Source organism: Bacillus cereus group sp. BfR-BA-01355 (genome assembly GCF_022663675.1).
Classification (GTDB): Bacteria; Bacillota; Bacilli; order Bacillales; family Bacillaceae_G; genus Bacillus_A; species Bacillus_A thuringiensis_S.
On the sequence record NZ_JAKUFY010000055.1, the window covers coordinates 1 to 25,525 of the forward strand.

The following is a 25,525-nucleotide window of genomic DNA, read 5'->3' on the forward strand; positions in this document are numbered from 1 at the left end:
CTTCGATAGATTGCCCATTATTATCAAGAATTTCTGTTACAACTTTACGAAGTGTACCCTCGTCAGAAATTTGAACAAGACCTTTCGCTTTAACGATTTCTTCTGGGTCTCCACCTTTTTCGATTAATTCATTAAATACTTTCTTCGCAATTTTAGAAGAAATTGTACCTTTTTCAATTAATTGAACCATTTTAGATAAACCAGCAGGCGTTAATGCAACGTCTTTTAATTCTTTTTGTTGTTTGTTTAAGTATGCAAGTACTTCACCCATTAACCAGTTCGATGTTAATTTCGCATCAGCACCGTCTGCAACAGTCGCTTCAAAGAAATCAGACATTTCTTTCGTTAATGTTAATACGTGTGCATCATAAGCTGGTAAGCCAATTTCTGCAACGTAGCGAGCTTTACGCGCATCTGGAAGTTCTGGAATAGAAGCTCGAACTGCTTCTTTCCACTCATCGTCGATGTAAAGTTCAACTAAGTCTGGCTCAGGGAAGTAACGGTAATCGTCAGATCCTTCTTTCACACGCATTAAGATTGTTTTCTTCGTTGCTTCATCATAACGACGTGTTTCTTGTTGGATGATACCACCAGATAACAGTTCTTTTTCTTGGCGCACTTGCTCGTGCTCAAGACCTTTTTGTACGTAAGTGAATGAGTTTAAGTTTTTCAGTTCCGCTTTTGTACCAAACTTCTCTTGTCCAACTGGACGAAGAGAAATGTTCGCATCACAACGCAGAGAACCTTCTTCCATCTTACAATCAGATACACCAGTATATTGAATGATTGATTTTAACTTCTCTAAGTATGCATATGCTTCTTCTGGCGTACGCATATCTGGCTCAGATACGATCTCGATTAAAGGCATACCTTGACGGTTGTAGTCTACTAATGAACCATCAGCTGTATGCGTTGATTTACCAGCATCTTCTTCTAAATGAAGACGTGTAATACCGATACGTTTCTTTTTACCGTCTACTTCGATTTCAATCCAACCATTTTCACCAATTGGCTTATCAAATTGAGAAATTTGGTAAGCTTTCGGATTATCTGGATAGAAATAGTTTTTACGGTCGAACTTCGTTTCCGTTGCGATCTCACAGTTTAATGCCATTGCAGCTTTCATTGCAAAGTTAACTGCTTCTTTATTTAAAGTAGGAAGTACCCCTGGGTATCCTAAGTCAATTACACTTGTTTGTGTATTTGGCTCCGCTCCGAATTCTGTTGGACTCGCAGAGAAAATTTTCGAATTTGTTTTTAACTCAACGTGAACCTCTAAACCAATAATTGTTTCTAAATTCATCTATGCTCGCCTCCTTACAGACTTGCTTTTTTTGTATGATAGTCTGTTGCTTGCTCAAACGCATGTGCAACGCGGTAAATTGTCGCTTCATCGAAGTGTTTACCAATGATTTGTAGACCAAGTGGCATGTTGTTAGCACCGAATCCACATGGAACTGAAATCGCTGGAACACCCGCTAAGTTTACTGGGATTGTTAAAATGTCATTTGCATACATTGTCATTGGGTCGTCAACTTTTTCTCCAACTTTAAATGCCGGAGTTGGTGTTGTTGGTCCAATAATAACATCATAGTTAGCAAATACATTTTCAAAGTCATTTTTAATTAATGTACGTACTTGTTGTGCTTTTTTGTAATATGCATCATAGTAACCAGAGCTAAGGGCAAATGTACCAAGCATAATACGACGTTTAACTTCATCACCGAAACCTTCACTACGTGTGTTTTTGTAAAGATCTAATAAGTTATTTACATTATCAGAACGAACACCGTAACGCACGCCATCAAAGCGTGAAAGGTTAGCAGATGCTTCAGAAGAAGATAATAAGTAATACGTTGCTAGAGCGTATTTAGAGTGCGGAAGAGATACTTCCTCCCAAGTTGCGCCCATACCTTCTAATACTTTTAAAGCAGCTAGTACTGACTCACGAGCTTCTTCGCCAACACCTTCGCCTAAGTATTCTTTCGGTACAGCAATGCGTAAACCTTTAACATCGCCTGTTAAACAAGCTAAATAGTTTCCAACTTCAACATTTGCAGAAGTTGCATCCATGCGGTCAATACCTGAAATAGCTTGTAATAAGTATGCATTGTCTTCTACTGTACGTGTAATCGGTCCGATTTGGTCAAGTGAAGATGCGAATGCTACTAATCCGTAACGAGATACGCGTCCGTAAGTTGGTTTTAAACCTACAACACCGCAATATGCAGCCGGCTGACGGATAGAACCACCCGTATCAGAACCTAGAGAGAATAGTACTTCTCCCGCTGCTACAGCTGCTGCAGAACCACCACTAGATCCGCCCGGAACGTAATCTAAGTTCCATGGGTTTTTCGTAGCGTAGAATCCTGAGTTTTCATTTGAAGAACCCATTGCAAACTCGTCCATGTTTAATTTACCGATTGTAATCGTGTCAGCAGCTTTTAGCTTTTGCACAACTGTCGCATCATAAATTGGATCGAAGTTTGCTAACATTTTACTCGCACAAGTTGTACGAAGGCCGTTAGTTACAATGTTATCTTTTACACCAATTGGCATACCGAATAATAAACCATTATCTTCAGCGCCGATTTTTGCATCTAATTCTTTCGCTTTTGCGCGTGCATTTTCTTCATCTAATGTAAGAAAAGCTTTTACGTTATCTTCAACATCCGCAATACGTTTGTAAGATTCTTCTACTAAATCCGTAACGGAAATTTCTTTGTTGTTTAATTTCTTATGTAACTCTGATACTGAATGATCAAATAATGACATCGAAATTCCCCTCCTCTATTCTAATACTGCTGGAACACGGATTTGATTATCTTTGTGATCCGGTGCATTTTTTAATACTTCTTCGACTGGTAAACCTTTTTCTGGTACATCTTCACGCATAACATTTTTCATAGTTAATACATGAGTTGTTGGTTTTACATCTGTTGTATCTAATTCATTTAACTGTTCTGCAAATGTAACAATTGCATCTAGTTGTTTTTGAAATTTTTCAGCTTCTTGATCAGTAATTGCAAGACGTGCTAAATGTGCTACGTGCTTTACATTCTCAACGGAAATTCTTGACACGGCTAGGCCACCTCCATAATATATCGTTCAATCTACAATACTATTGATGATACCAAATTTTCAGTACTTCAAGCAAGTCAACACACGGCACTTACGCCATTTTTACATAAAAAAAGAAAGGCAAATGCCTTTCTTTACAATTTACTCTTTATCTAACGGTTTATTTTTCGGAAATCTCTCGTTATCTTCTTCATTATCACGAATTGTTTTTTGTAACACAAAACAAGACATCGTTAAAAATAGTGTTCCAATTAAATAGTATCCTTTTACACTAAGCGTTTCATCTAACGTATAAATCCCAATTAGCATACCTGAAAGCGCGCAAACAAATGAAGTCCATGCTAAAAATGTGAACGCTTGCGTATTACGTCTTCTCATCGTTCTCCCCCTCGTTAGCTGTATACCCATTATAGATAAGTATATTTACCATGATGGATTTTTATGTAAATTCTAGTTTTATATTTATAAATCTATCATAAAAGAATACTATTTTAAAGATAGTTTTCTTTTTAATCTGAAAAATCAATTAAAAACATTGACAATTATTTCTATTCTACATAAAATAAAAATAAATATTACGAACCTCGAAATATACGGGAGTGGAATTAATTGTTGCAATATGAACATTTTTTAGACTTACTGCTAGATAACGCCAAGAAACTTTTCTATCCTGAAGAATGGGTAAGCCTAGATTTAACACTTTCTAAAACAGAAGTATTTTGTTTACTTTGGATGGAGCGAAATACAGATATTACAATGACAAAAATTGCTGACCTTCTTGATATACCGATGAGTACAACGACAGGTGTTGTAAATCGCCTCGTAAAAAAGGGATATATTGAAAGGTACCGTGATGAAAACGACCGACGCATTGTATTAATTCGTTTAACAGAAAACGGCGTAATGCTCGTCCAAGAAGTAAAACAAAATGCAGCCCATTACTTTAACCTAGTGACAGAAGCATTATCAGAAGAAGAAAAAGCATTCTTACTACAAATCTTCCAAAAGATCATGAATCACATCGCTACGTCACAGCAAAAAACAGAAGAAAAGGTTTCTACACCTAAAATGAAAAACATTCCGATTGAATAAAACCCTAGTTGGGTTTTTATTCAATATTTTATTTCGATACTCGTAATATTCGACACTCGAAACAAAGGGGATAGAATAATGAGAATTATTTTGTATACAGGTAAAGGCGGCGTAGGAAAAACTAGCATTTCAGCAGCAACAGCGCTTCAAAGCGCAAAACAAGGATTAAAAACATTAGTAATGAGTACAGATCCTGCTCATAGTTTAGGAGATTCATTTGGTATAAAGCTATCTTCTGAGCCATTAGAAATTCGTGAAAATTTGTGGGCACAAGAAATTAATACGATTTATGAGATGGAAAAAGGCTGGGGGAAATTACAGAAATATATTACGCTACTCTTCACTTCCAAAGCAGCTGATGATATTACAACAGAAGAGTTAACGATGTTTCCTGGTATGGAAGATTTAATTAGCTTACTTCGCGTACTCGATTATTATAAACAAAACACATATGATGTTATTATCATTGATTGTGCTCCAACAGGAGAAACATTAGCAATGCTCAGCTTTCCAGACATGCTCAGCTGGTGGATGGAAAAACTCTTTCCTATTAAAAGAAAAGTTTTAAAAGTTGTTCGCCCTGTAGCTCAACCACTTCTTGGTGTTCCTCTTCCAACCGATGATATTATGGACGAATTAACGAATACACTTGAACAGCTCGGAGAAATGAGAGATATTTTATCAAACCGAGAAATAACAAGTATCCGCATCGTTGTAAATCCCGAAAAAATGGTCATTAAAGAAGCTCAGCGTAGCTTTACTTATTTAAATTTATACGATTATAACGTAGATGCCATTATGATTAACCGCGTCATCCCTAACACTGTCACCGATCCTTATTTTCAAGCATGGAAAGATACTCAAAAAAAATATAAAACATTAATTCAAGATAGTTTTCAGCCGCTTCCTATTTACGAAGCTCCAATGTTTGAACAAGAAGTTGTTGGTTTACCTATGTTAGAGCGTGTAGGAGATGCTTTATTTAAAACTGATCATTGTCCTACTGAAGTGAAATTTAACGGCCGCACACAATATGTAAAAAAAGATGGCGATGATTATATTTTCATTCTTTCTATTCCCTTCTCAAATAAAAGTGAACTTTCATTAAATCAAAAAGGTGATGAACTTATTATTCGAGCCGGTTCTGTTAAACGGAACATCACGTTACCCAAAACATTAACACACCTTTCTATTCAAGGAGCAAAATTTGAAGAAGATGTACTAAATATTCGCTTTGGAGGTGTAGTACATGCATGAGGAATTACTACGAAGGGTAATTCGTACAAAAGTAAAAGTCGGGATGCATATATTAGAAGAGCTACCTAATCCAATCCAGCAATCAGCTAAGCAAATATTAAATATTTTACAAGAGGAACTAGCTGCTTATCCGAAAGAACGAGAGCATCATGATGTTAATTTAAAAAATATCATAATTGAATAACTATCTCTGTATAGAGGGCCTTTTTTAGGCTTTCTATACTTTATTGGAGTGATGTAAGTTGATGAAAAAGCATTCCACTACTATACTCTGGATCATTCCCTTATTATTTTTCATTCATAACCTTGAAGAAGCTTTCCAAATGCCACAATATCTTGCTAATCAATTTTCAATCCGTATTATAACTAGTCAACAATTCTTCATTGCCATTTCCGTATTAACAATCTTTGTATTACTTATCGTCTTTCTATATCAACTTAACTTCTTGTCTTCTATATGCTGGATTATTTTTATACAAGGGGCCATCTTCTTTAACTCTGTTCAACATATTATTTTGTTTTTCATTTATCGCTCCTATAACCCCGGCGTAATATCAGCATTTTTCATTACTCTCTTTTCTATTTTCTTTTTTTTATCAAAAAAACACTTAATTCATCAAAAGCAATTCGTAATTACACTCCTTTTCAGCTTATTTTCTTATCCCATTATAATTTGGATTACCTTACTGTTCGCTATCTACTTTCATTCATAAAAAAAGACCAGGAAAACTCCTGGTCCATTACTCTACTTAACAAACATTGGATTCTACGTTATACAAAATTGGAAGGTACAGAATTAGGGTTCGTTTGTTAAGTAGATTATATGTTGAACGAACTAACAGCGGAGGGGTTCCTTCTGTTAGTCCATTAAACCCAATCATTATTTTACGATTTTTTCAAGCTCCTCAAGTGAAAGGTCAACTGAAATTGAACCATCATTTGTTTCTTTCTTAATTGCATCTGTTACTTCTTTTGAATGATATAATTCAATTACTTTTTTCAGTGTTGGATCATCTTTATCTTTCGTACGAGCTGCGAAAATATTAATATAAGGCTTCGCATTTTCATTCTTTGGATCTTCTAAGAAAATAGGATCCTTCGCTGGATCTAATCCAGCTTGACCAGCAACACCGTTATTAATAACTGAAGCTGCTACATCTTTTAATACACGAGGTGTTTGCTGTGCGATAACCGGCGTGATTTTTAATTTCTTCGGATTTTCAGCAATGCCGCTTGGATCTCCAAATAAGCCAAAATCTTTTTTAAGCTTTAATAATCCAGCTGCATCAAGAAGTTTTAATGCACGTGCTTGGTTCGTTGGATCGTTTGGAATTGCAATTTCTGAACCATCTGGGATTTCATTTGCTTTCTTATATTTTTCAGAGTATAAACCCATTGGTGCAATTTGCGTTGTACCAACAGCTGTAATATCTAACTTATGCTCTTTTTTAAATTGCTCTAAGAAAGCAATATGCTGGAATGAGTTTAATTCAATATCTCCATCAGCTAACGCTTTATTTGGCGTTGTGTAATCAGAGAACTCAATCAGTTTAACTTTAATCCCTTCTTTTTCAGCTTTTTTCTTCAAAATTTCCCAAGCGTCTCCATCCGTTCCAGTTACACCGACGCGAACTACTTTTTCTTTCGCTCCTGCACCCGTGTCTCCACTTGAGCAGCCGCTTAATGCTGAGACTCCTACAATCGCTGATAATGCAAATGCTAAAATTTTCTTCATTTTCTTTTCCTCTCTTCCTTTTTATGATCTGCGTAACAAGACTTTCGCAAAGTAGTTTCCTAAATTTTGAGCTATCTGTACGAGAATGATAAGTAACACGACCGTTACGAACATAACCGATGTATCAAAACGTTGATAACCATATGTCATTGCCAAGTCACCAAGACCGCCACCACCGACAAGCCCAGCAACTGCAGAAAATTCAATTAAACCAACTGTCATAAACGTGACACCTAAGATTAATGGTGCTAACGCTTCTGGTACAAGGATTTCAAAAACGATTCTAATTGGCGAGGCGCCCATTGCTTGCGCTGCTTCAATTACTCCTTTCGGAACGGAAACAAGATTTGTTTCAACCATTCTAGCAATACCAATTGATGCGACTAACGTCATCGGGAAAATTGCCGCTGCTGTTCCAATCGTCGTTCCAATAACGCTTCTTGTTAGTGGGCTTAAAGCTACTAAAAAGATAATGAATGGTACCGGACGAATTGTATTAATTATGATGTTAAGAATAGAAAAGACCCATTTATTTTCTAAAAAGTTTCCTTTTCTCGTTACATATAAAAGTAAACCTAGAGGTATACCCAGAATTGTAGCGAATATAAGTGTTACAATTACCATTAAGAGGGTATCTCCCGTCGCATCTAGTATGCGCGGCCAAAATATACTCCAATCAACTCGCATGAGCTTCTACCTCCTTCAGCTGCACTTGCAGTCTTAGATGTTGTAATGCTTTTTGAATTTCCCTCTGCTCACCTTGCAATTCTACAAGCAGATTTCCAAATAGCACATTTTGAAGTTCAATAATATTTCCGTACAGTACATTTACATCAACGTTATAGTTTTTTGCGATATATGATAGTACCGGCTGTCCTGTCTCCTCACCAGTAAATGTTAGACGATAAATTTGACCACCATTTTGAATTTTCGCTAGAACACTTTCTGGTAAATGATCATTAATAACAGAACGTACAAAGTTTTGAGTCGTCTTTGTTTTTGGTTGCGTGAAAACATCAAACAGTTTTCCTTCTTCAATAACTTTTCCCTTCTCCATTACAGCTACACGGTGACAAATTTCTTTCACAACATGCATTTCATGTGTAATAAGAAGAATTGTTAAATTGTATTCTCGATTTACTTTCTTTAATAAGTTTAGAATTTCTGTCGTCGTTTCTGGATCTAAGGCTGATGTTGCCTCATCACATATAAGAATATCTGGCGATGTCGCAAGTGCTCTAGCAATACCAACACGCTGCTTTTGTCCCCCTGATAGCTGTTCTGGATAATAGTTTGCTTTATCTTCTAACCCTACAAACCTCAGCAGTTCATTCACTCGTTCCTTTATCTCGTTCTTTGGCAATTTCGCTAACTTTAATGGATAAGCAATATTCCCAAACACTGTTCTTGAATTAAATAAATTAAAGCTTTGAAAAATCATTCCGATTCTTTGTCTTAGTTTGCGTAATTCTTTCGTCGATAATGATGTAATATCTTTATCATCTATTGAAATCGTTCCTGCCGTCGGTCTCTCTAACATATTTACTAAGCGTAATAATGTACTCTTTCCAGCTCCACTAAAACCGATAATGCCAAAAATTTCGCCTTTCTCAACTGATAATGTTACATCCTCCACCGCATGAACAAATTGCCCAGCTGATTCATACACTTTACTTACATTGTTAAAAGAAATCATTTTTCCTCCTCCTATATGCTGTAAAAACTTAAAGTAGAGCTTTCGAGGTAAAATAAAAAGTGCCCTCCTTCTTATCAACCATAAAGATAAGAAGGAGAGCACTTATATGTACTCGTTCACATCTTCTCATCTTCCAAGCCTTTATATGGCTTGCTGGAGTTAGCACGGTATTAAAAAACCCGTTGCTGAGGTATCGTAGGGCCAGTCCCTCCACCTCTCTGGATAAGAATGTATCGATTTAATTGTCGTTTAATTAATTCTCATTATAGAACTCAGAATAATAAGAGTCAATACATTTTTTAGAAAAATATTAATTATTCCTTTATTAAAATTTTCAGATGAATATTCATCTGAAAAATAGTAACTTTCAAGGTTATTTAAAATTCTTCTTCCTCATATTTTTAAACAGGAGAATCCTCTCTACAAATTGAATAAATTTATTTGAATATGAAACTCGGAGGAAGATAAATATATGAAAACAGCTCTTTTACTCGTCGATATTCAAAACGATTATTTTCCAAATGGAAAGATGGAATTGCGTAATCCAGTAGAAGCAAGCGAATATACTAATCAGTTATTACAACACTTTAGAACAAACAGCGAACCTATTTTTCATATCCAACACGTAGCTATAAAAGATGACGCTACTTTTTTCCTACCTAATACAGAAGGTGTACATATTCATGAAAGCGTACGTCCACTTAGAGAAGAAACAGTTATAGTCAAACATTATCCAAATAGCTTCCGAGAAACTAATCTTCTAGAGCAATTAAAACGTTTAAATATTGAACATGTCGTTGTATGCGGGATGATGACTCATATGTGTATCGATGCAACAGTAAGGGCTGCATTCGATTTTGGCTTTCAATGTACCGTTATACATGACGCTTGTGCTACAAAAGACCTTTCTTTTAAGAACGCTACTATACCAGCTGTTTATATTCACAATACAATTTTAGCTAGTTTAAATGGCGTATATGCAAATGTAATAAGCACGCAAGAATTTTTAGCTACATAAAAAAACACTCCTTTCAGTGAGCAAAACTGAAAGGAGTGTTCCTTGTCGAACCATAGATTTTCTTTCAAATTGTATTATACAGGAAATTCTCAAAATGAATACTAAAAAATATGACTAATAAGTCAACTTTTCTCATCATTTTATTTCTGTTCACATGTTTATCACGCTATTAATAGGTTTTAGCTCATTCCCTTCGAACGATGGTAATATATAGGATTTCAATTTTAAAAGGAGCTCTTCACATTCTGTGAAGAGCTCCTCTACTATTTCTTATAAAGTTTCAGAAGTAGTTTTTGCTTGCATGTGAAGTGCTAAGTAATCAGGTCCACCAGCTTTAGAGTCTGTACCAGACATGTTAAAGCCACCGAATGGTTGGTAACCTACGATTGCACCAGTACATCCACGGTTGAAGTATAAGTTACCAACGTGGAAGTCTTCGCGTGCTTTTTCAATATGGTCACGGTTGTTAGTAATAACAGCACCTGTTAAACCGTATTCCGTATTGTTTGCAATTGCAAGTGCATGATCAAAGTCTTTCGCTTTACAGAATGCTACTACTGGTCCGAAGATTTCTTCTTTCATTAAGCGAGCATCTTCTGCAACGTCAGCAACGATTGTTGGTTGGATGAACCAGCCTTTAGAATCGTCTCCTTCGCCACCTGCTAAGATTCTACCTTCTTCTTTACCAATTGCAACATAGCTCATTACTTTATCAAATGCAGCTTGGTCATTAACAGGACCCATGTTTGTACCTAATACTGCTGGGTTAGCAACTGTTAATTCTTTCGTTAATTCAACAGCACGATTTAATACGTGATCGTATACATCTTCATGGATTACTGCACGAGAACATGCAGAACATTTTTGTCCTGAGAATCCGAATGCTGATGCAACGATAGACTTAGCTGCTAATTCAAGATCTGCTTCTTTATCAACAACGATTGTATCTTTACCGCCCATTTCAGCGATAACACGTTTTAACCAAATTTGTCCTGGGTTTACTTTCGCTGCACGCTCATAGATACGGATACCTACATCACGAGATCCCGTGAAGCTTACGAAACGTGTACGAGGATGATCTACTAAGTAGTCACCAACTTCAGAACCGTTACCTGGAACGAAGTTTACTACGCCAGCTGGTAAGCCAGCTTCTTCTAATACTTCCATAAATTTCGCTGCTACTACAGGAGTTGTACTAGCTGGTTTTAGTAATACTGTGTTACCAGAAACTAAAGCAGCTGTTGTCATACCTGCCATAATTGCGAATGGGAAGTTCCAAGGAGAAATGATAACACCTACTCCTAATGGAATGTAAGAGAAACGATTATATTCAATTGGACGGCTTTCTACTGGAATACCGTCTTTTAATTTTAACATTTGACGACCATAATATTCCATAAAATCGATTGCTTCTGCTGTATCAGCATCTGCCTCATTCCATGGCTTACCTGCTTCTTTTACAAGAATAGCAGAGAATTCATGTTTTCTGCGACGAACGATTGCTGCAGCACGGAATAAAATGTCTGCACGCATTTCTGGCTTTGATTTTCTCCAAGTTTGGAATGTTTCATCCGCTACTTGCATTGCTTTTTCAGCTAACTCACGGCTTGCTTTTGAAACACGACCAACAAGTTCCTCTTTATTTGCAGGGTTTACAGAAACAATTTTGTCTTCTGTAGTGATTTTTTCTCCCCCAATAATTAATGGATAGTCTTGTCCAAGATAAGATTCTACTTTCTTTAAACCTTCTTCAAACGCTAATTTGTTAGCCTCCACTGAAAAATCTGTAAATGGCTCATGTTTGTATGCTACTACCATTTTTTTTAGCCTCCCCTTAGAAAAACGTTTACATTTTACAACATTATTCTACACGATAATTTAGATTTATTCAAATATTCCTAGACTTATATTTTAAAAATTAATAAATTTTTAAAATATAATAAAAAAAGAGATTCATACATGCGTATGAATCTACAAAATATGAGTATATTCCAAAACATTTTTCCCGATCAATAATATAGTAACTAATAAAAATAAAGTTCTTACATATCCAACACCTTTTTGAACCGCAAACTTCGATCCAAAATAAGCACCTAAGATCATTGATAATCCCATGATAATACCGTATTCAAAATGAATTATGTCTAAAAATAAAAAAGTAATTAAAGATACAATATTACTAACAAAGTTCAAAAGTTTTCCAGATGCTGCCGCTTGAATAAAATCCAAGCCAATTAATAAAAATGCAAAAATTAAAAACGACCCTGTCCCTGGTCCAAAAAATCCATCATAAAATCCTATCATTAAAATAGCAAAGAAAAATATTAATGTTTTTCTTTGCGTCATCTTCTTATAGGTAGACACACTTCCCCAATTCTTTTTTGCAATAATATAAATAGCAATAAATACCAACATTACAAGTACTAATGGGCGTAAAATATCCGATGGAATAAATTTTACTACTAAAGCGCCTGCAACAGCTCCAACAATAGTTAACGGGATTAACTTTCCTACAATTTTAAAATCAACTTTTCCTGATCGAATGAAATACATCGCACTCGTAAACGTCCCCATCGTTGCCGCTAATTTATTCGTTGCAATTGCCGAAGCTGGCGATAAGCCAACAAACATAAGCGCCGGAAGCGAAATTAACCCTCCTCCTCCAACAACCGAATCAATAAAAGCTGCTAAAAAACCGAATGCAATTAATAAAATAATGACTTGAAAACTTAATTCTTCCATGAGCTTTACCCCTTATCCCTATTATTTACAACATTTTAAATTATAACAAAATTGCATAAGAAAAAAAGCTGTTCCTTAGAGGAACAGCCTTCATATTTAATCTAAAATTTTCACAAGTGGTTCATCTTGTTTTGCTTCACGTATAATAATGGCTTCTGGGCGTTCTACAGATTTAATTGTTACTTGTACTTTCATATAATTCGGGAAGTATTCCATAACAAGCCCTGCCACATATTGTGTAAAACCAACTATTTCAGCTTTTCCATTAAATTGGACAGGAATATCAAGCTTCATTTCTCTTAATTCATCATCTCTATACATACCCGTACCAATAACAGCTGTATAGTCGCCTTGGAAATAATCGCTTAGTTTTGCCTTAAAGTTGGATACTCTTGCAAGATCTTCACGTTTATTATCTGTTTTCGCTTGCTCTGATGGGAACAAATAATATTTTTCATTAATTTGTTTCCAATCTTCAACCGTTTCACTACCTTTTTCAACATTTGCATAAGAAACAAAATTACCTGGCACAAGTGACGCCTTCGGAGCCTGACGATAAATTGCAAATGTTATCGGAAGGTTTTTTGTTTCAGGATCTTTTTGATGCATAAACTTCAAGACTTCTTGCGCCATTTTTTTCCCTTCAGCTAACATTTTTTCATTCGAGATTGTAGCTTCACGTGGGTAACCATGTTCTTCATTATAATAATGCACTGAATTCATTGCTAATCCAACTACAATGCCGCTACGCTCATCTTTGTCGCCGTTTTTCACATAATAATCATGCTCTAAAATATTGGAAATATATATTGGATTTTTTTTGTTTTTTTCTTCTAGTATTTCGGATCCTTCACCTAAAGCTGGATTTAATCCTATGTTTGGAAATTTAACTGCATCTTTTTTTAATGTATCTTCTAGTTCTTTCTGTTCAGCATTTGTACGCTTTCTTTTAACAAGCATTTGTACATATTGAGCCTCTAGAGTATCTCCGCCTTTAAAGAAATGATCTTTCGTACTAAATGATTCCTTCGCAATACGCATTAATCCTGTTTCAAATTCATCTATATCAAGACGATTATTTACTCCTTGCACGACTAAACCACGTGCCTTTCCACCATAAAATGGAATAGTCGTCTTATAATATTCATCCGACATAGCGTATTTTGGGACAACTGATTGTTCTTTTGCTTTCCCCGATTTCTCAGACACTTTTTCATCTTTGTCGGCACCTGCACTACACCCACTTACAAGTAGGCCAAGGCTTAATACCGCTAATGCTATTTTTTTCATGGTAAGTTTGCACCTCTTACTTATTTAGCTCTTGTAAGAACCTCTCTTCATTCCAAACCTCAACATTATGTTTCTCCGCTTGTGCTAATTTCGAACCAGCCGATTCACCTGCAACAACCAAATCTGTACTCTTACTAACACTTCCTGTTACTTTTCCACCTAATGCCTCAATCTTCTTCTTCGCTTCACTTCTTCCCATAACTTCTAGCTTACCTGTTAAAACAACCGTTTTTCCTGCGAAGTAAGATTCAACATTTTGTAAATCTGCAATTTTTATACCTTTGTATGTCATATTCACGCCATACTCTTTAAACTGCTGTAATAACTCTAATACATCTTCATTATCAAAATATGTCACAACAGATTGAGCCATTTTTTCGCCAATTTCATTAATTGCTTTTAGTTCTTCTTCTGTTGCTTTTACAAGCTCATCCATCGTTTCAAAGTGCTCTGCAAATGTACGTGCTGCTTTCGCTCCAACGTGTCGAATTCCAAGACCAAATAATAATCGCTCTAACGAGTTTTCTTTAGAATTTTCAATTGCTTGTATTAAGTTTGTTGCTGATTTTTCACCAAAACGTTCTAACTGTAATAACTGCTCTTTCGTTAATGCATATAAATCAGCAAATGTACGAATATAATCTGCATCAAAAAGTTGTGTAATGACACGTTCTCCAAGCCCATCAATATTCATTGCATTTCTTGAAACGAAATGAATTAATCCTTCGCGAATTTGAGCTGGACAAGTTGGATTTATACATCGAAGTGCTACTTCTTCTTCTAAACGAACAAGTTCACTCTCACATGCTGGGCAATGCGTTGGCATGCGGTATTCTTCTTCTTCACCAGTACGCTTATCAAAAATAACGTTCACAACTTCAGGAATAATATCTCCAGCCTTCTTCACAACAACGTAGTCACCAATTCGAATGTCTTTTTCACGAATTAAATCTTCGTTATGTAAAGAAGCACGACGAACGATCGTACCAGCAACTCTCACTGGCTCTAGCTCTGCAGTCGGTGTTACAACCCCTGTTCGGCCAACACTTAATTCAATGCCTGTTAATCTCGTTACAACTTCTTCAGCCGGGAATTTATAAGCAATCGCCCATCTTGGACTCTTCGCTGTAGTTCCTAGACTTTCTTGAAGAGCAACATCATCTACTTTTATAACGATTCCATCAATCTCATAATCAAGATGCGGACGTTTTTCTTGCCATTCTTCTACATAAGCTATAACCTCTTCGATTGTTTCACATGTACGGCGATTTGGATTTGTCTTAAATCCGAGTTCACCTAGGAAATCAAGCGATTCACTGTGCGATGGAATTGTTTTTTCTTCTACATTCGCAAGACCGTACACAAACATAGATAAGTTACGCTTCGCTGCAATTTTCGGATCAAGTTGACGTATTGAGCCTGCTGCCGCATTACGCGGATTCGCAAATACATCTTCTCCATTTTGCTCTTTTTCTTCATTTAGTTTAACAAATGAACGCTTCGGCATATAAGCTTCGCCTCGTGCTTCTAACGTTACTTCTTCATTTAAACGAAGTGGGATAGCTTTAATCGTTTTTAAATTTTGAGTAATATCTTCACCCGTTACACCATCACCACGTGTCGCCCCTTGAATGAAGCGTCCTTTTTCATAATGAAGCGAAACGGCAAGCCCGTCAATTTTTAATTCACATATATATCTTACATTCGCATCATCAATTCCTTGACGTACTCTTCTGTCGAAATCACGTAAATCTCCTTCGTTAAATGCATTTCCTAAACTTAACATTGGTGACTTATGTGTTACTTTTTCGAATATATCAAGAATAGTTCCCCCAACGCGAACGGAGGGAGAATCCTCACTCATAAACTCTGGGTTCTCTGCTTCTAATTTTATAAGCTCCTGCATATTACGGTCATATTCCGCATCAGAAACAGAAGGATTGTCTAATACGTGATATTGATAATTAAATGTATTTAACAAATCACGCAGTTCTTCTATACGTTTTTTTGCTATCTCTTTTGACATATCCTCATTCCTTTCTATTGTTTCGTCACAGGTGCAAATTTTGCTAACAAACGTTTAACACCAATCGGGCTTGGGAAGGCAATATCTAATTCTTTTGCATCACCTTCACCTTTTACACTTACAACTGTACCGATTCCCCATTTTTGGTGGGAAGCTTTATCGCCTACTGCCCAGCCAATTTGCTCACCGCCTGTCGTCTTAGCTGCAGGACGCGCGAAAGCTGAACGAGAGCGTGTTGTGGTTGTCGTTGTCATTTTACTGCTACTTGCTGTTCTGCCTTTTGCACCAAACGAATTTTCACGCTTCGGCGCTGTTTCATTTAATGATTCCACTAGTTCTGTCGGGATTTCTGTAATGAAGCGAGACGCAGCGTTCATACTTGTTCTACCAAATAAAGTACGCATTTGCGCATTAGATAAATATAGCTCTTCTTCTGCACGAGTAATACCTACATAAGCAAGACGACGTTCTTCTTGCATTTCATCCTCTTCCATAAGAGAACGAGTATGAGGGAATATCCCTTCCTCTAAACCAACAATAAAGACAACCGGGAACTCTAATCCTTTCGCTGAGTGCATCGTCATTAAGATAACTTCTTCACCAGCAGTTGGGTCTTCATCTACACGATCAATATCAGCAACAAGTGCTAAATCTGTTAAGAATGCAACAAGACTCTTATCTTCGCTTTGAGATTCAAATGTTTGCGTAACAGATAAGAACTCGTCTAAGTTTTCTAAACGACCTTCCGCTTCTAAAGAACGCTCATTTTTCAACATATCGCGATAGCCTGTTTTTTCAATAACTTCTTCTACTAATTCTGTAACAGATAAATACTCTTGCATATTTACCCAGTTGTGTAATAAACTTGCGAATTCTTTTACTGCCTTTGTAATTTTTGCACTTACTCCAACATGCTCAATCTCATCAAATACAGCAGTTAATGAAATTCCGTTTTGCACACCATAATTAATAATTTTATCAATAGAAGTCGCACCAATACCACGCTTTGGCATGTTAATAATACGTGCAAAACTAATTTCATCATCTGGATTACCGATTAAACGTAAGTACGCCAAAATATCTTTAATCTCTTTACGGTCGTAGAACTTCGTACCCCCGACAATTTTGTACGGGATGTTAGATTTAAGGAAAATCTCCTCGACCATACGAGACTGAGCATTCGTACGATATAGTACTGCAAAATCAGTGTATTTTCGTTTCCCCATTTGAAGATCGTCACGAATTTTTTTCGCAACAAAATATGCTTCGTCCTTTTCAGTTGCAGCACGATAATACGAAATTTTGCTCCCAACTTGATTGTCCGTCCATAATTTCTTCGGTTTACGATTCGTATTTTTTTCAATAACAGCATTCGCTGCATTTAAAATATTTTGTGACGAACGATAGTTTTGTTCTAACAAAATTACTTGTGCATTCTCATAATCTTTTTCGAATGACAAAATGTTAGAAATATCTGCACCACGCCAGCGATAAATAGACTGGTCAGAGTCACCTACAACGCAAAGATTTTTAAAACGCGCTGCCAAATGTTTAACAAGAAGATATTGCGCTTTATTCGTATCTTGATACTCATCAACGTGAATATATTGGAACTTACGCTGATAAAACTCCAATACTTCTGGAACACGTTCAAATAGCTGAATCGTCGTCATAATTAAATCATCAAAGTCTAATGAATTATTTTTCAAAAGACGTTTTTGATACTCTGTGTATACATCGCTCGTTAATTTTTCATATGGATCAGCCATTGTAATTTTTTTTGCATATTTATCCGCAGATAACAGTTCATTTTTCGCATTACTAATACCCGCTAAAATAGAGCGCGGCTCAAATTTCTTCGGATCAATATTGCGCTCTTTCATAATTTTTTTGACTACCGTTAACTGATCACCTGAATCTAAGATTGTAAAGTTACAATTAATGCCAATACGATCGATATCACGTCGTAAAATACGTACACACATAGAGTGGAACGTCGAAATCCAAATATCTTCTGCTTCTGGTCCCACAAGTGTATCAATACGCTCGCGCATTTCACGAGCTGCTTTATTTGTGAAGGTAATAGCTAATACATTCCATGGTGCTACACCTTTTTCACCAAGCAAATACGCAATACGGTGTGTTAACACACGTGTTTTACCACTACCTGCACCTGCCATTAATAGAAGTGGTCCATTCGTTGTTTGTACCGCTTTTTGTTGCTGTGGATTTAAACCGTTTAATAACTTATCTGTCATACTCATATACGCCTGCACCTACTCTCCTTTTACTGCTTTAACTGTTTTTAACGCCGATTTTATATCATCATAAATAATATTTCCAACAACTACTGTATCAGCATATTGTGCCATTTCTTTCGCCTGTTCTGCATTAGAAATACCGCCGCCATAGTATAACTGAGCTTGTTTCAATTCTGCTTTTACATTTTTAACAAGTTCAACTTCTCCATACGTACCGCTATATTCTAAATAAAATATCGGTAAATGTAATAACTTGTCTGCTAAACGAGCATATGCAATAACGTCATCTTCTGTTAAATCACATTTCGCATCTGTAAGCTGGGCTACTTTCGCTTCTGGATTTAAAACACAATACCCTTCCATAAAAATTTCGTCCCAGTCCATAATATCCCCAAATTCTTTCAATGCCTCATGATGAACACCTGTTACCCATTCTACTTTTCGGCTATTTAACACACTTGGGATGTAATAAAAATCAAATCCTGGTGTAATTGCTTCTACATCAGAGACCTCTAATACACAAGGAACAGCATATCTACGAATGCTAACTAGCATGTGTAATACGTTATCAATTGTAACCCCATCACTTCCGCCTACAATAACCGCATCAGTTCCAGACTCACAAATCATTTCTAAATGTTCATCGCTTAACTCCTTATTTGGATCAAGCTTAAATACATGTTTCCATCCGGAAATATCGTACATGAAAACACCCTTCCTTTTCTCTAGTTATATCTATAGTTCTGTTTAAAATAACAGTTAGTTTTCATCTTGTTTTTTAAATATTTTTCAAAAAGAATGATTTAATTTCATCTTCTTTTTATGCATTCTTTCATTATAACAAAAAAAGCTACTGACACACACGCCCATTCCAACATCTTTTTCAACGTCAAATGTTGGATTACATATCCCCAAAATCACACGGGATACTAATAAGAGAAGTAGTATTCACTATTTCAATTTTCATAAAAAGGAGTGTTTTTCTAATGAAGCAAAACATCGGGACAATAAACGCTCTAATTCGAATTACACTTGGGCTTGTCCTCTTCGGATGTAGTGCAACTAAACTTGTACGCAAGCCATGGTGCACTTGGTCTAACATTTTTCTATGGATTGGTGCAATGAAAGTTGCAGAGGGAATTGTTCGCTTCTGCCCTATTGTTGAAGCGTGGAAGTTTGGAAAATACATGAATATGGGTGCATTTAAAATGCCTAGCATGAATTTTACTGAAAAAGGACATGCTAAAGAAGAAGTGAATCAAACTTCCTCTCATGACAAGCCAAAGTCAAAAGGAAGTTATGACGCTTCTGACAAAGAGATTGAGTCAGCGATTGAAGAAATAATCCTGGCAAAACCGCTTTGAATCATTTGTCACGATGCAAGATGCTCTCAAAGGGACTTAGCTGCTGCAGTGGGCGGTTAAGTCTTCTTTATTTTACCATAAAAACAGAACGTATATTCCCTTTTTAAGCTTAAAATGTATATAAAAGATATCAATCAATAAAATTCAGAAAATTAGGTGCATACCTCTTGCTTAAAATGATATAAAAGTGATATCATTTTTATATCAGGAGGCGATCATATGAAAGAAAAACAAGTATTTTATGTAAATGGTTTTCTCGGTATTATTGGAATTTTGATTTTAGCGGCTATCGGTGTATTTTTCCTTGCACAAGAAATTTTTATAGGAGCAGCACTAACTATTGTATTAGCCGCAATTCTCGCTACGGGTATCGGGATTGTTCAACCAAATCAAGCGAAAGTTATTACGTTCTTTGGTAATTATTTAGGAACAATTCGTCAAAACGGTTTATTTTTAACGATTCCGTTCGCATTCCGTCAAACTGTATCTTTACGTGTTGAAAACTTTAATAGTAAGAAATTAAAAGTAAACGATGTTGAGGGAAATCCGATTGAAATTGCAGCTGTTATCGTATATAAAGTAGTTGATTCTGCAAAAGCAATGTTCGGTGTTGAACATTACGATCGATTTGTAGAAATTCAAAGCGAAACGGCAATCCGCCACGTCGCAACAAAATATCCATATGACAATTTCCAAGATGAAACTTGCATTACGTTACGCGGAAATACTGAAGAAATCTCTGAAGAATTAAAACGTGAGTTAGAGGCACGTCTTGAAATTGCTGGTGTAGAAGTATTGGAAACTCGTTTAACGCATTTAGCTTACGCAACAGAAATTGCCCATGCAATGCTACAACGTCAACAAGCAAAAGCAGTATTAGCTGCTAGAAAAGAAATTGTTGAAGGTGCTGTGAAGATGGCCAAAGATTCAATCCATATGTTAGATGAAGAAGGCGTACTGGAACTCGATGACGAGCATAAAGCAAATATGGTAAACAACTTATTAGTTGCCATCGTTTCAGATAAAGGTGCGCAACCGGTTATTAATACAGGAAGCCTATACTAAGGGCTATAAGTAATTATGGCTAAAAAGAAAAGCTTTCCATTACGTATTGATCCTGAATTACACGCAGTCATCGAAAAATGGGCAAATGATGAGTTTCGTAGCGTCAATGCACACATCGAGTATTTACTTCGAGAAATGGCAAAGCAAAAAGGGAAATTAAAAAAAGATAAAGATGCATAAAAAATCCCGCTGATTCCTCAGCGGGATTTTTACATATTAACTTCTCGTCATCTTATGCTCAATTGCACGATATCCTATATCACTTCGATAAAATAGACCATCACTCTCAATTTTACCGATTTCTTTATATACTTTATCTTTTGCTTCTTGTAAACTATTCGCCTTGCAAGCAACAAATAGTACACGGCCACCGTTTGTTACAAAATCACCATGCTTCATCGCTGTGCCTGAATGGAAAACAATCGCATCTTGCAGTGCATCTAATCCTTTAATAATGTCACCTTTTTTATATGCTTCTGGATATCCTTTCGAAGCAAGTACAACACCAATTACTGCTTCCTCTGACCATTGTAACGTTAGCTCACTTTCATCTAATACAGCGTTACATACATCAACTAAATCGTTTTCTAAGCGAGGTAATACTACTTCTGTTTCAGGATCACCAAAGCGTGCATTAAATTCAATTACCTTTGGACCATCATTTGTTAAAATAAGACCTGCGTATAAAATGCCTGTAAACGAACGGTTTTCTGCAATCATCGCTTTAGCAGTTGGATGTAATACCGTTTTTATCGCCTCTTGAACTGCTGATTCTGGAATTTGTGGCACTGGAGAATACGCACCCATTCCGCCCGTATTTGGACCTTTATCACCATCAAAAGCTCTTTTATGATCTTGGGCGATTACCATTGGATGTACAGTTGTTCCATTCACGAATGCCATTAATGAAAATTCTTGTCCATCTAAAAACTCTTCAATAACGACCTTCTTACTTGCCGCGCCGAATTTCACATCTTGCAGCATTTCTTTCACAGCTTGTAATGCCTCTTCAAGTGTCATTGCTACTGTCACGCCTTTACCAGCAGCTAGGCCGTCAGCTTTAATAACGATTGGTGCACCAACTTTTTGAATGTACTGTACTGCTTCTTCATAATCTGTAAAAGTTTCATACGCCGCAGTTGGAATATCATATTTTTTCATTAATTCTTTCGTAAAAGCTTTACTACCTTCAATAACAGCAGCCGCTTTATTCGGACCAAATACGCGAAGTCCCTCTTCGTTAAATCGATCAACAATTCCATTCATAAGTGGAATTTCTGGTCCAACGAAAGTTAATTCAACCTTATTCTCTTTAGCAAATAAAACTAATGCATCAAAATCATTTTCATCAATATCAACTGGTGTTGCAACATCGCGCATACCTTCATTACCTGGTGCTACATACACCTTTTCTACTTTTTCAGATTGTGCAAACTTCCAAGCTAAAGCATGCTCACGCCCACCGCGGCCAATTACTAAAACATTCATATTTCATCCCCCAATAATTAAATAAGTACAAACTAGAAGCTATGCTCCTAGTTTGCTTTCTCATATCAATAAAAGTTTAAAAGGAGGATCGAGAGAACCGAGCTGGTCTAGTCGCATTTGCCAGGAGGACACGGAGTGTAGCTTTCCTACATGAGTACCGCACTGGCATTGCAACGACGACTTGCGAAGGTTATCTCGACCGGACCTTTTAAACATCCTCTATTAGTGTTTGAAATGACGTACGCCAGTGAACACCATAGCAATCCTATACGTATCCGCCACTTTAATAGAATCTTCATCACGGATTGATCCGCCCGGTTGAATGATTGCTGTAATTCCTGCTTTTGCTGCTTCTTCTAATGTATCTGGCATTGGGAAGAAAGCATCAGATGCAAGTGCGCTACCTTGTGCTTTTTCACCAGCTTGTGTAATTGCGATTTTTGCAGAACCTACACGGTTCATCTGTCCTGCACCGACACCAATTGTCATATCATCTTTCGCTAAAACAATTGCATTTGATTTCACATGCTTTACAACTTTCCAAGCTAGTTTTAAATCTTTCCATTCTTGCTCTGAAGGTTCACGTTTCGTTGGAATTGAAATTGTACTTTCATCTAATGATAACGTATCTTCCTCTTGAACGAGAAGCCCACCTTGTACAGAAGTTAGTTTTTTGCTTGCACTTGTCGCTTTTTCAATATTTACAGTTAGTAGACGTAAGTTTTTCTTACTTTGCAATACTTCTAAAGCTTCTTTTGAGAAAGAAGGTGCAATAATGATTTCTAAGAAAATTTCGTGTAACTTTTCTGCTGTAGCTTTATCAATTTCACGATTTGCTGCAATAATACCGCCGAAGATTGATACTGGATCTGCTTCATAAGCACGAGTATATGCTTCGTGAATATCAGTTCCTACTCCAACACCACATGGATTCATATGTTTTACTGCTACTACTGCTGGTTCTGTAAATTCTTTTACGATGCTGAGCGCTGCGTCTGCATCATTAATATTGTTATACGATAATTCTTTACCGTGTAATTGTTCTGCGTATGCAACAGAAGAAGTTGCTGCGAATGGCGCTTTATAGAAAGTTGCCTTTTGATGTGGGTTCTCGCCATAACGTAAGTCTTGCTTTTTCTCGAATGTCACAGTTAATGTTTCTGGACTTTCTTCACCCATTTGCTCTGTTAAATAGTTAGAAATTAGCGCATCATATGCTGCTGTATGACGGAATACTTTCGCTGCTAGTTTACGTTTCGTTTCATCCATTACTTCGCCGTTCTCTTTTAGTTCTGCTAATACAACATCATAATCTACTGGATCTACAATTACAGATACGAATTGATGATTTTTCGCAGCAGAGCGAATCATTGTCGGGCCACCGATATCAATATTTTCAATTGCATCAGCAAATGTTACATCAGGCTTAGCGATTGTTTCTTTAAATGGGTATAAGTTAACAACAACAAAGTCAATTGGCTGAATACCTAATTCATTCATTTGTGTTACGTGTGTTTCATTATCACGAACTGCTAATAGACCACCATGAATATTTGGATGTAATGTTTTCACACGGCCATCCATAATTTCAGGGAAACCAGTTACTTCAGAAATACCAATTACTTGTAAGCCGTTTGCTTCTAGTAACTTTTTCGTACCACCTGTTGAAATAACTTCAATCCCTTGTTCTAGTAACCCTTTAACAAATTCTACTACTCCTGTTTTATCTGAAACACTTACTAATGCACGCTTTTTCATTTATCTTTCACCCCTGGTTGTATGTTAGTTAACAGTTGATTCTTTCACAGACTGAACAATTTGATTCACTGTATTTACGTATAATTTATGCTCAACTTGTTGAATTTTATTTTGTAAGCTTTCTCTCGTATCCCCTTCAGAAACAACTACTGCTTCTTGCGCAATAATTGGCCCTGTATCCATACCTGCATCTACATAATGAATCGTTACTCCAGTTACTTTCACACCTGCTTCTAATGCTTGACCGACAGCATCTTTACCCGGAAAGCTCGGTAGTAATGATGGATGAATATTAATAATCTTCCCGCCGTATGCTTCTAGTAACGTCGGCCCAATTAAACGCATATATCCAGCTAAAATAACATAGTCAATTTCATATTCTTCTAGCTTCTTTAATATCTCTTTTTCAAACGCTTCTTTTGACTCATATGCTTTCGCTGAAAAAGCAAAACACGGAATATGATGATAATGTGCCCGACCAACAGCGCGTGCTTCTGGTTTATCACATACTAATAAACTAATTTCTGCATCCAATCTTTTTTCTTCTACCGCATTAACGAGAGATTGAAAGTTAGATCCGCTTCCAGAAGCAAAAACCGCTAATCTACTCATAGTGCTGTGCCCCCATTAAAAGTAACACCAGCTCCTTGTATAGTACGTCCAATAATACGAGCCGTTTCTCCTTGTTCTTCAAGAAGACGAACAACATCTTTTGCATCTTCTTCCTTTACTGCCACTACCATACCAATACCCATGTTAAAAATATTGAACATGTCTTTCTCTTCCAGGTTTCCAACTTCTTGAAGTAAACTAAAGATCGGCTGAATTTTCCAAGATCCTAGTTCAATCTCAGCACCGATTCCTTCTGGCAACATGCGTGGAATATTTTCAATAAATCCGCCACCTGTAATATGCGCCATACCGTATACTTCATGTTTCTTCAATAGTTCTAAAATAGGTTTGACATAAATTTTCGTTGGTTTTAATAATTCTTCACCAAGAGGTAGCTCTAAGCGACCATAAATACGCTCTAAAGATAGTTCTCCATCTTCTAGTAACACTTTTCGTACTAAAGAGTAACCATTGCTATGAATACCGCTAGATGCTAAGCCAATTAACACGTGACCAGCTTCAATTTTTTCACCTGTTATAATTTTCTTCTTATCAACAATCCCAACTGTAAAACCAGCTAAATCATATTCTTCCGTAGAATACATTCCTGGCATTTCAGCTGTTTCTCCACCGATTAATGCACAACCAGCTTGGCGACAGCCCTCTGATATACCTTTGACGATGTTTTCAATTTTACTAGGTTCAGCTTTACCACAAGCAATATAATCAAGGAAGAAAAGCGGCTCTGCTCCTTGGACAACAATATCATTTACACACATTGCTACTGCATCAATACCAATTGTGTCATGTTTATCTGCCATAAAAGCGAGCATCAATTTCGTTCCCACGCCATCTGTTCCAGATACTAATACAGGTTCTTCTAATGCAAATTTTGATAGATCAAACATACCTCCAAAACCGCCTAAACCGCCTAGTACTTCTTTTCTCATAGTTGTTTGTACGTGTTTTTTCATGCGAGATACCGCTTCATATCCAGCTTCAATATCTACTCCTGCTTGCTTATATGCATTCGCCATCGT

24 protein-coding genes, 1 pseudogene and 1 riboswitch are annotated in these 25,525 nt (G+C 36.5%); of the genes and pseudogenes, 8 read left to right on the forward strand and 17 right to left on the reverse strand.

Annotated features, from left to right (window positions below; genetic code table 11):
- From gatB to MR167_RS18220, 4 genes are all read right to left on the reverse strand, one after another.
- Nucleotides 1–1,303, reverse strand: a 1,303-nt coding sequence (gatB, locus tag MR167_RS18205) for an Asp-tRNA(Asn)/Glu-tRNA(Gln) amidotransferase subunit GatB (RefSeq protein WP_242315185.1), incomplete at its 3' end; no start/stop codon positions are given.
- Between the two features lie 14 nt (nucleotides 1,304–1,317).
- Nucleotides 1,318–2,775 carry an Asp-tRNA(Asn)/Glu-tRNA(Gln) amidotransferase subunit GatA gene (gene gatA, locus MR167_RS18210; protein WP_242315187.1) on the reverse strand — a complete coding sequence of 486 codons (1,458 nt, stop codon included), beginning with the start codon at nucleotides 2,773–2,775 and terminating at the stop codon, nucleotides 1,318–1,320.
- 15 nt (nucleotides 2,776–2,790) lie between these two features.
- Nucleotides 2,791–3,081, reverse strand: coding sequence for an Asp-tRNA(Asn)/Glu-tRNA(Gln) amidotransferase subunit GatC (gene gatC / locus MR167_RS18215; RefSeq protein WP_000086999.1), 291 nt, complete (start codon nucleotides 3,079–3,081; stop codon nucleotides 2,791–2,793).
- 141 nt (nucleotides 3,082–3,222) lie between these two features.
- Complete coding sequence (locus tag MR167_RS18220; protein WP_001254393.1) at nucleotides 3,223–3,459, reverse strand: YiaA/YiaB family inner membrane protein; 237 nt, start codon at nucleotides 3,457–3,459, stop codon at nucleotides 3,223–3,225.
- Nucleotides 3,460–3,690: 231 nt separating this feature from the next.
- Here MR167_RS18220 and MR167_RS18225 point away from each other — a divergent pair, with 231 nt between their 5' ends.
- The 4 genes from MR167_RS18225 (at nucleotide 3,691) to MR167_RS18240 (ending at nucleotide 6,143) form a co-directional block, all read left to right on the forward strand.
- Nucleotides 3,691–4,173, forward strand: a complete 483-nt coding sequence (locus MR167_RS18225) for a MarR family winged helix-turn-helix transcriptional regulator (RefSeq protein WP_000942477.1) — start codon at nucleotides 3,691–3,693, stop codon at nucleotides 4,171–4,173.
- A 75-nt stretch (nucleotides 4,174–4,248) separates the two neighbouring features.
- The gene (locus tag MR167_RS18230; protein ID WP_079997070.1) at nucleotides 4,249–5,430 is read left to right on the forward strand and encodes an ArsA family ATPase; all 1,182 of its coding nucleotides are present in this window, start codon (nucleotides 4,249–4,251) and stop codon (nucleotides 5,428–5,430) included.
- Entirely contained in the window at nucleotides 5,423–5,614 is a 192-nt protein-coding gene (locus tag MR167_RS18235; RefSeq protein ID WP_000544107.1) for a DUF3926 domain-containing protein, read from the forward strand. Before MR167_RS18230 ends, MR167_RS18235 begins: the two co-directional genes overlap by 8 nt.
- A gap of 61 nt (nucleotides 5,615–5,675) precedes the next feature.
- Nucleotides 5,676–6,143: an HXXEE domain-containing protein gene (locus MR167_RS18240; RefSeq protein WP_002083648.1), complete on the forward strand. Its 468-nt coding sequence runs from the start codon at nucleotides 5,676–5,678 to the stop codon at nucleotides 6,141–6,143.
- A gap of 167 nt (nucleotides 6,144–6,310) precedes the next feature.
- Here MR167_RS18240 and MR167_RS18245 read toward each other — a convergent pair whose 3' ends face one another.
- From MR167_RS18245 to MR167_RS18255, 3 genes are read right to left on the reverse strand one after another with little or no spacing between them, the layout of a single operon-like run.
- Nucleotides 6,311–7,165 carry a MetQ/NlpA family ABC transporter substrate-binding protein gene (locus MR167_RS18245; RefSeq protein ID WP_000721600.1) on the reverse strand — a complete coding sequence of 285 codons (855 nt, stop codon included), beginning with the start codon at nucleotides 7,163–7,165 and terminating at the stop codon, nucleotides 6,311–6,313.
- Between the two features lie 21 nt (nucleotides 7,166–7,186).
- Nucleotides 7,187–7,852, reverse strand: a complete 666-nt coding sequence (locus tag MR167_RS18250; RefSeq protein ID WP_001261865.1) for a methionine ABC transporter permease — start codon at nucleotides 7,850–7,852, stop codon at nucleotides 7,187–7,189.
- A complete protein-coding gene (locus MR167_RS18255; protein ID WP_000622964.1) occupies nucleotides 7,842–8,861 on the reverse strand; it encodes a methionine ABC transporter ATP-binding protein in 1,020 nt (339 codons plus the stop codon). The genes MR167_RS18250 and MR167_RS18255 overlap by 11 nt, the downstream gene beginning before the upstream one ends.
- A 123-nt stretch (nucleotides 8,862–8,984) precedes the next feature.
- Nucleotides 8,985–9,090, reverse strand: a riboswitch (SAM riboswitch).
- 243 nt (nucleotides 9,091–9,333) lie between these two features.
- Between MR167_RS18255 and MR167_RS18260 the strand changes: the two are divergent.
- A pseudogene (locus tag MR167_RS18260) lies at nucleotides 9,334–9,899 on the forward strand (cysteine hydrolase family protein).
- 250 nt (nucleotides 9,900–10,149) lie between these two features.
- Here MR167_RS18260 and pruA read toward each other — a convergent pair.
- The 6 genes from pruA to pcrB all read right to left on the reverse strand — a co-directional run bounded on the left by pruA (nucleotide 10,150) and on the right by pcrB (nucleotide 18,903).
- The gene (pruA, locus tag MR167_RS18265) at nucleotides 10,150–11,697 is read right to left on the reverse strand and encodes an L-glutamate gamma-semialdehyde dehydrogenase (RefSeq protein ID WP_000259555.1); all 1,548 of its coding nucleotides are present in this window, start codon (nucleotides 11,695–11,697) and stop codon (nucleotides 10,150–10,152) included.
- A 153-nt stretch (nucleotides 11,698–11,850) separates the two neighbouring features.
- Nucleotides 11,851–12,621 carry a TSUP family transporter gene (locus MR167_RS18270; protein WP_000391975.1) on the reverse strand — a complete coding sequence of 257 codons (771 nt, stop codon included), beginning with the start codon at nucleotides 12,619–12,621 and terminating at the stop codon, nucleotides 11,851–11,853.
- A gap of 96 nt (nucleotides 12,622–12,717) precedes the next feature.
- Entirely contained in the window at nucleotides 12,718–13,911 is a 1,194-nt protein-coding gene (locus tag MR167_RS18275) for a CamS family sex pheromone protein (RefSeq protein WP_000717037.1), read from the reverse strand.
- Between the two features lie 16 nt (nucleotides 13,912–13,927).
- Complete coding sequence (gene ligA, locus MR167_RS18280; RefSeq protein ID WP_000031434.1) at nucleotides 13,928–15,937, reverse strand: NAD-dependent DNA ligase LigA; 2,010 nt, start codon at nucleotides 15,935–15,937, stop codon at nucleotides 13,928–13,930.
- Between the two features lie 14 nt (nucleotides 15,938–15,951).
- Nucleotides 15,952–18,201: a DNA helicase PcrA gene (gene pcrA, locus MR167_RS18285; protein ID WP_242315188.1), complete on the reverse strand. Its 2,250-nt coding sequence runs from the start codon at nucleotides 18,199–18,201 to the stop codon at nucleotides 15,952–15,954.
- Between the two features lie 12 nt (nucleotides 18,202–18,213).
- Entirely contained in the window at nucleotides 18,214–18,903 is a 690-nt protein-coding gene (gene pcrB / locus MR167_RS18290; RefSeq protein WP_000272085.1) for a heptaprenylglyceryl phosphate synthase, read from the reverse strand.
- A gap of 281 nt (nucleotides 18,904–19,184) precedes the next feature.
- Between pcrB and MR167_RS18295 the strand changes: the two genes are divergently transcribed.
- The 3 genes from MR167_RS18295 to MR167_RS18305 all read left to right on the forward strand — a co-directional run bounded on the left by MR167_RS18295 (nucleotide 19,185) and on the right by MR167_RS18305 (nucleotide 20,807).
- Nucleotides 19,185–19,562 carry a YgaP family membrane protein gene (locus tag MR167_RS18295; protein ID WP_000812342.1) on the forward strand — a complete coding sequence of 126 codons (378 nt, stop codon included), beginning with the start codon at nucleotides 19,185–19,187 and terminating at the stop codon, nucleotides 19,560–19,562.
- 219 nt (nucleotides 19,563–19,781) lie between these two features.
- Entirely contained in the window at nucleotides 19,782–20,627 is an 846-nt protein-coding gene (locus MR167_RS18300; RefSeq protein ID WP_242315189.1) for an SPFH domain-containing protein, read from the forward strand.
- 15 nt (nucleotides 20,628–20,642) lie between these two features.
- Nucleotides 20,643–20,807 (forward strand): type II toxin-antitoxin system antitoxin, encoded by a 165-nt coding sequence (locus MR167_RS18305; protein ID WP_001085171.1) that lies wholly within the window; start codon nucleotides 20,643–20,645, stop codon nucleotides 20,805–20,807.
- Nucleotides 20,808–20,843: 36 nt separating this feature from the next.
- On the opposite strand, the gene purD is transcribed toward MR167_RS18305, so the two are convergent.
- From purD to purM, 4 genes are all read right to left on the reverse strand, one after another.
- Complete coding sequence (gene purD / locus MR167_RS18310) at nucleotides 20,844–22,115, reverse strand: phosphoribosylamine--glycine ligase (RefSeq protein ID WP_001101961.1); 1,272 nt, start codon at nucleotides 22,113–22,115, stop codon at nucleotides 20,844–20,846.
- A 222-nt stretch (nucleotides 22,116–22,337) separates the two neighbouring features.
- Nucleotides 22,338–23,873, reverse strand: a complete 1,536-nt coding sequence (gene purH / locus MR167_RS18315) for a bifunctional phosphoribosylaminoimidazolecarboxamide formyltransferase/IMP cyclohydrolase (protein WP_242315190.1) — start codon at nucleotides 23,871–23,873, stop codon at nucleotides 22,338–22,340.
- A gap of 24 nt (nucleotides 23,874–23,897) precedes the next feature.
- Nucleotides 23,898–24,485 carry a phosphoribosylglycinamide formyltransferase gene (purN, locus tag MR167_RS18320; RefSeq protein ID WP_000088578.1) on the reverse strand — a complete coding sequence of 196 codons (588 nt, stop codon included), beginning with the start codon at nucleotides 24,483–24,485 and terminating at the stop codon, nucleotides 23,898–23,900.
- The gene (gene purM, locus MR167_RS18325) at nucleotides 24,482–25,522 is read right to left on the reverse strand and encodes a phosphoribosylformylglycinamidine cyclo-ligase (RefSeq protein WP_001262424.1); all 1,041 of its coding nucleotides are present in this window, start codon (nucleotides 25,520–25,522) and stop codon (nucleotides 24,482–24,484) included. Before purM ends, purN begins: the two co-directional genes overlap by 4 nt.
- Between the last annotated feature and the right edge of the window lie 3 nt (nucleotides 25,523–25,525).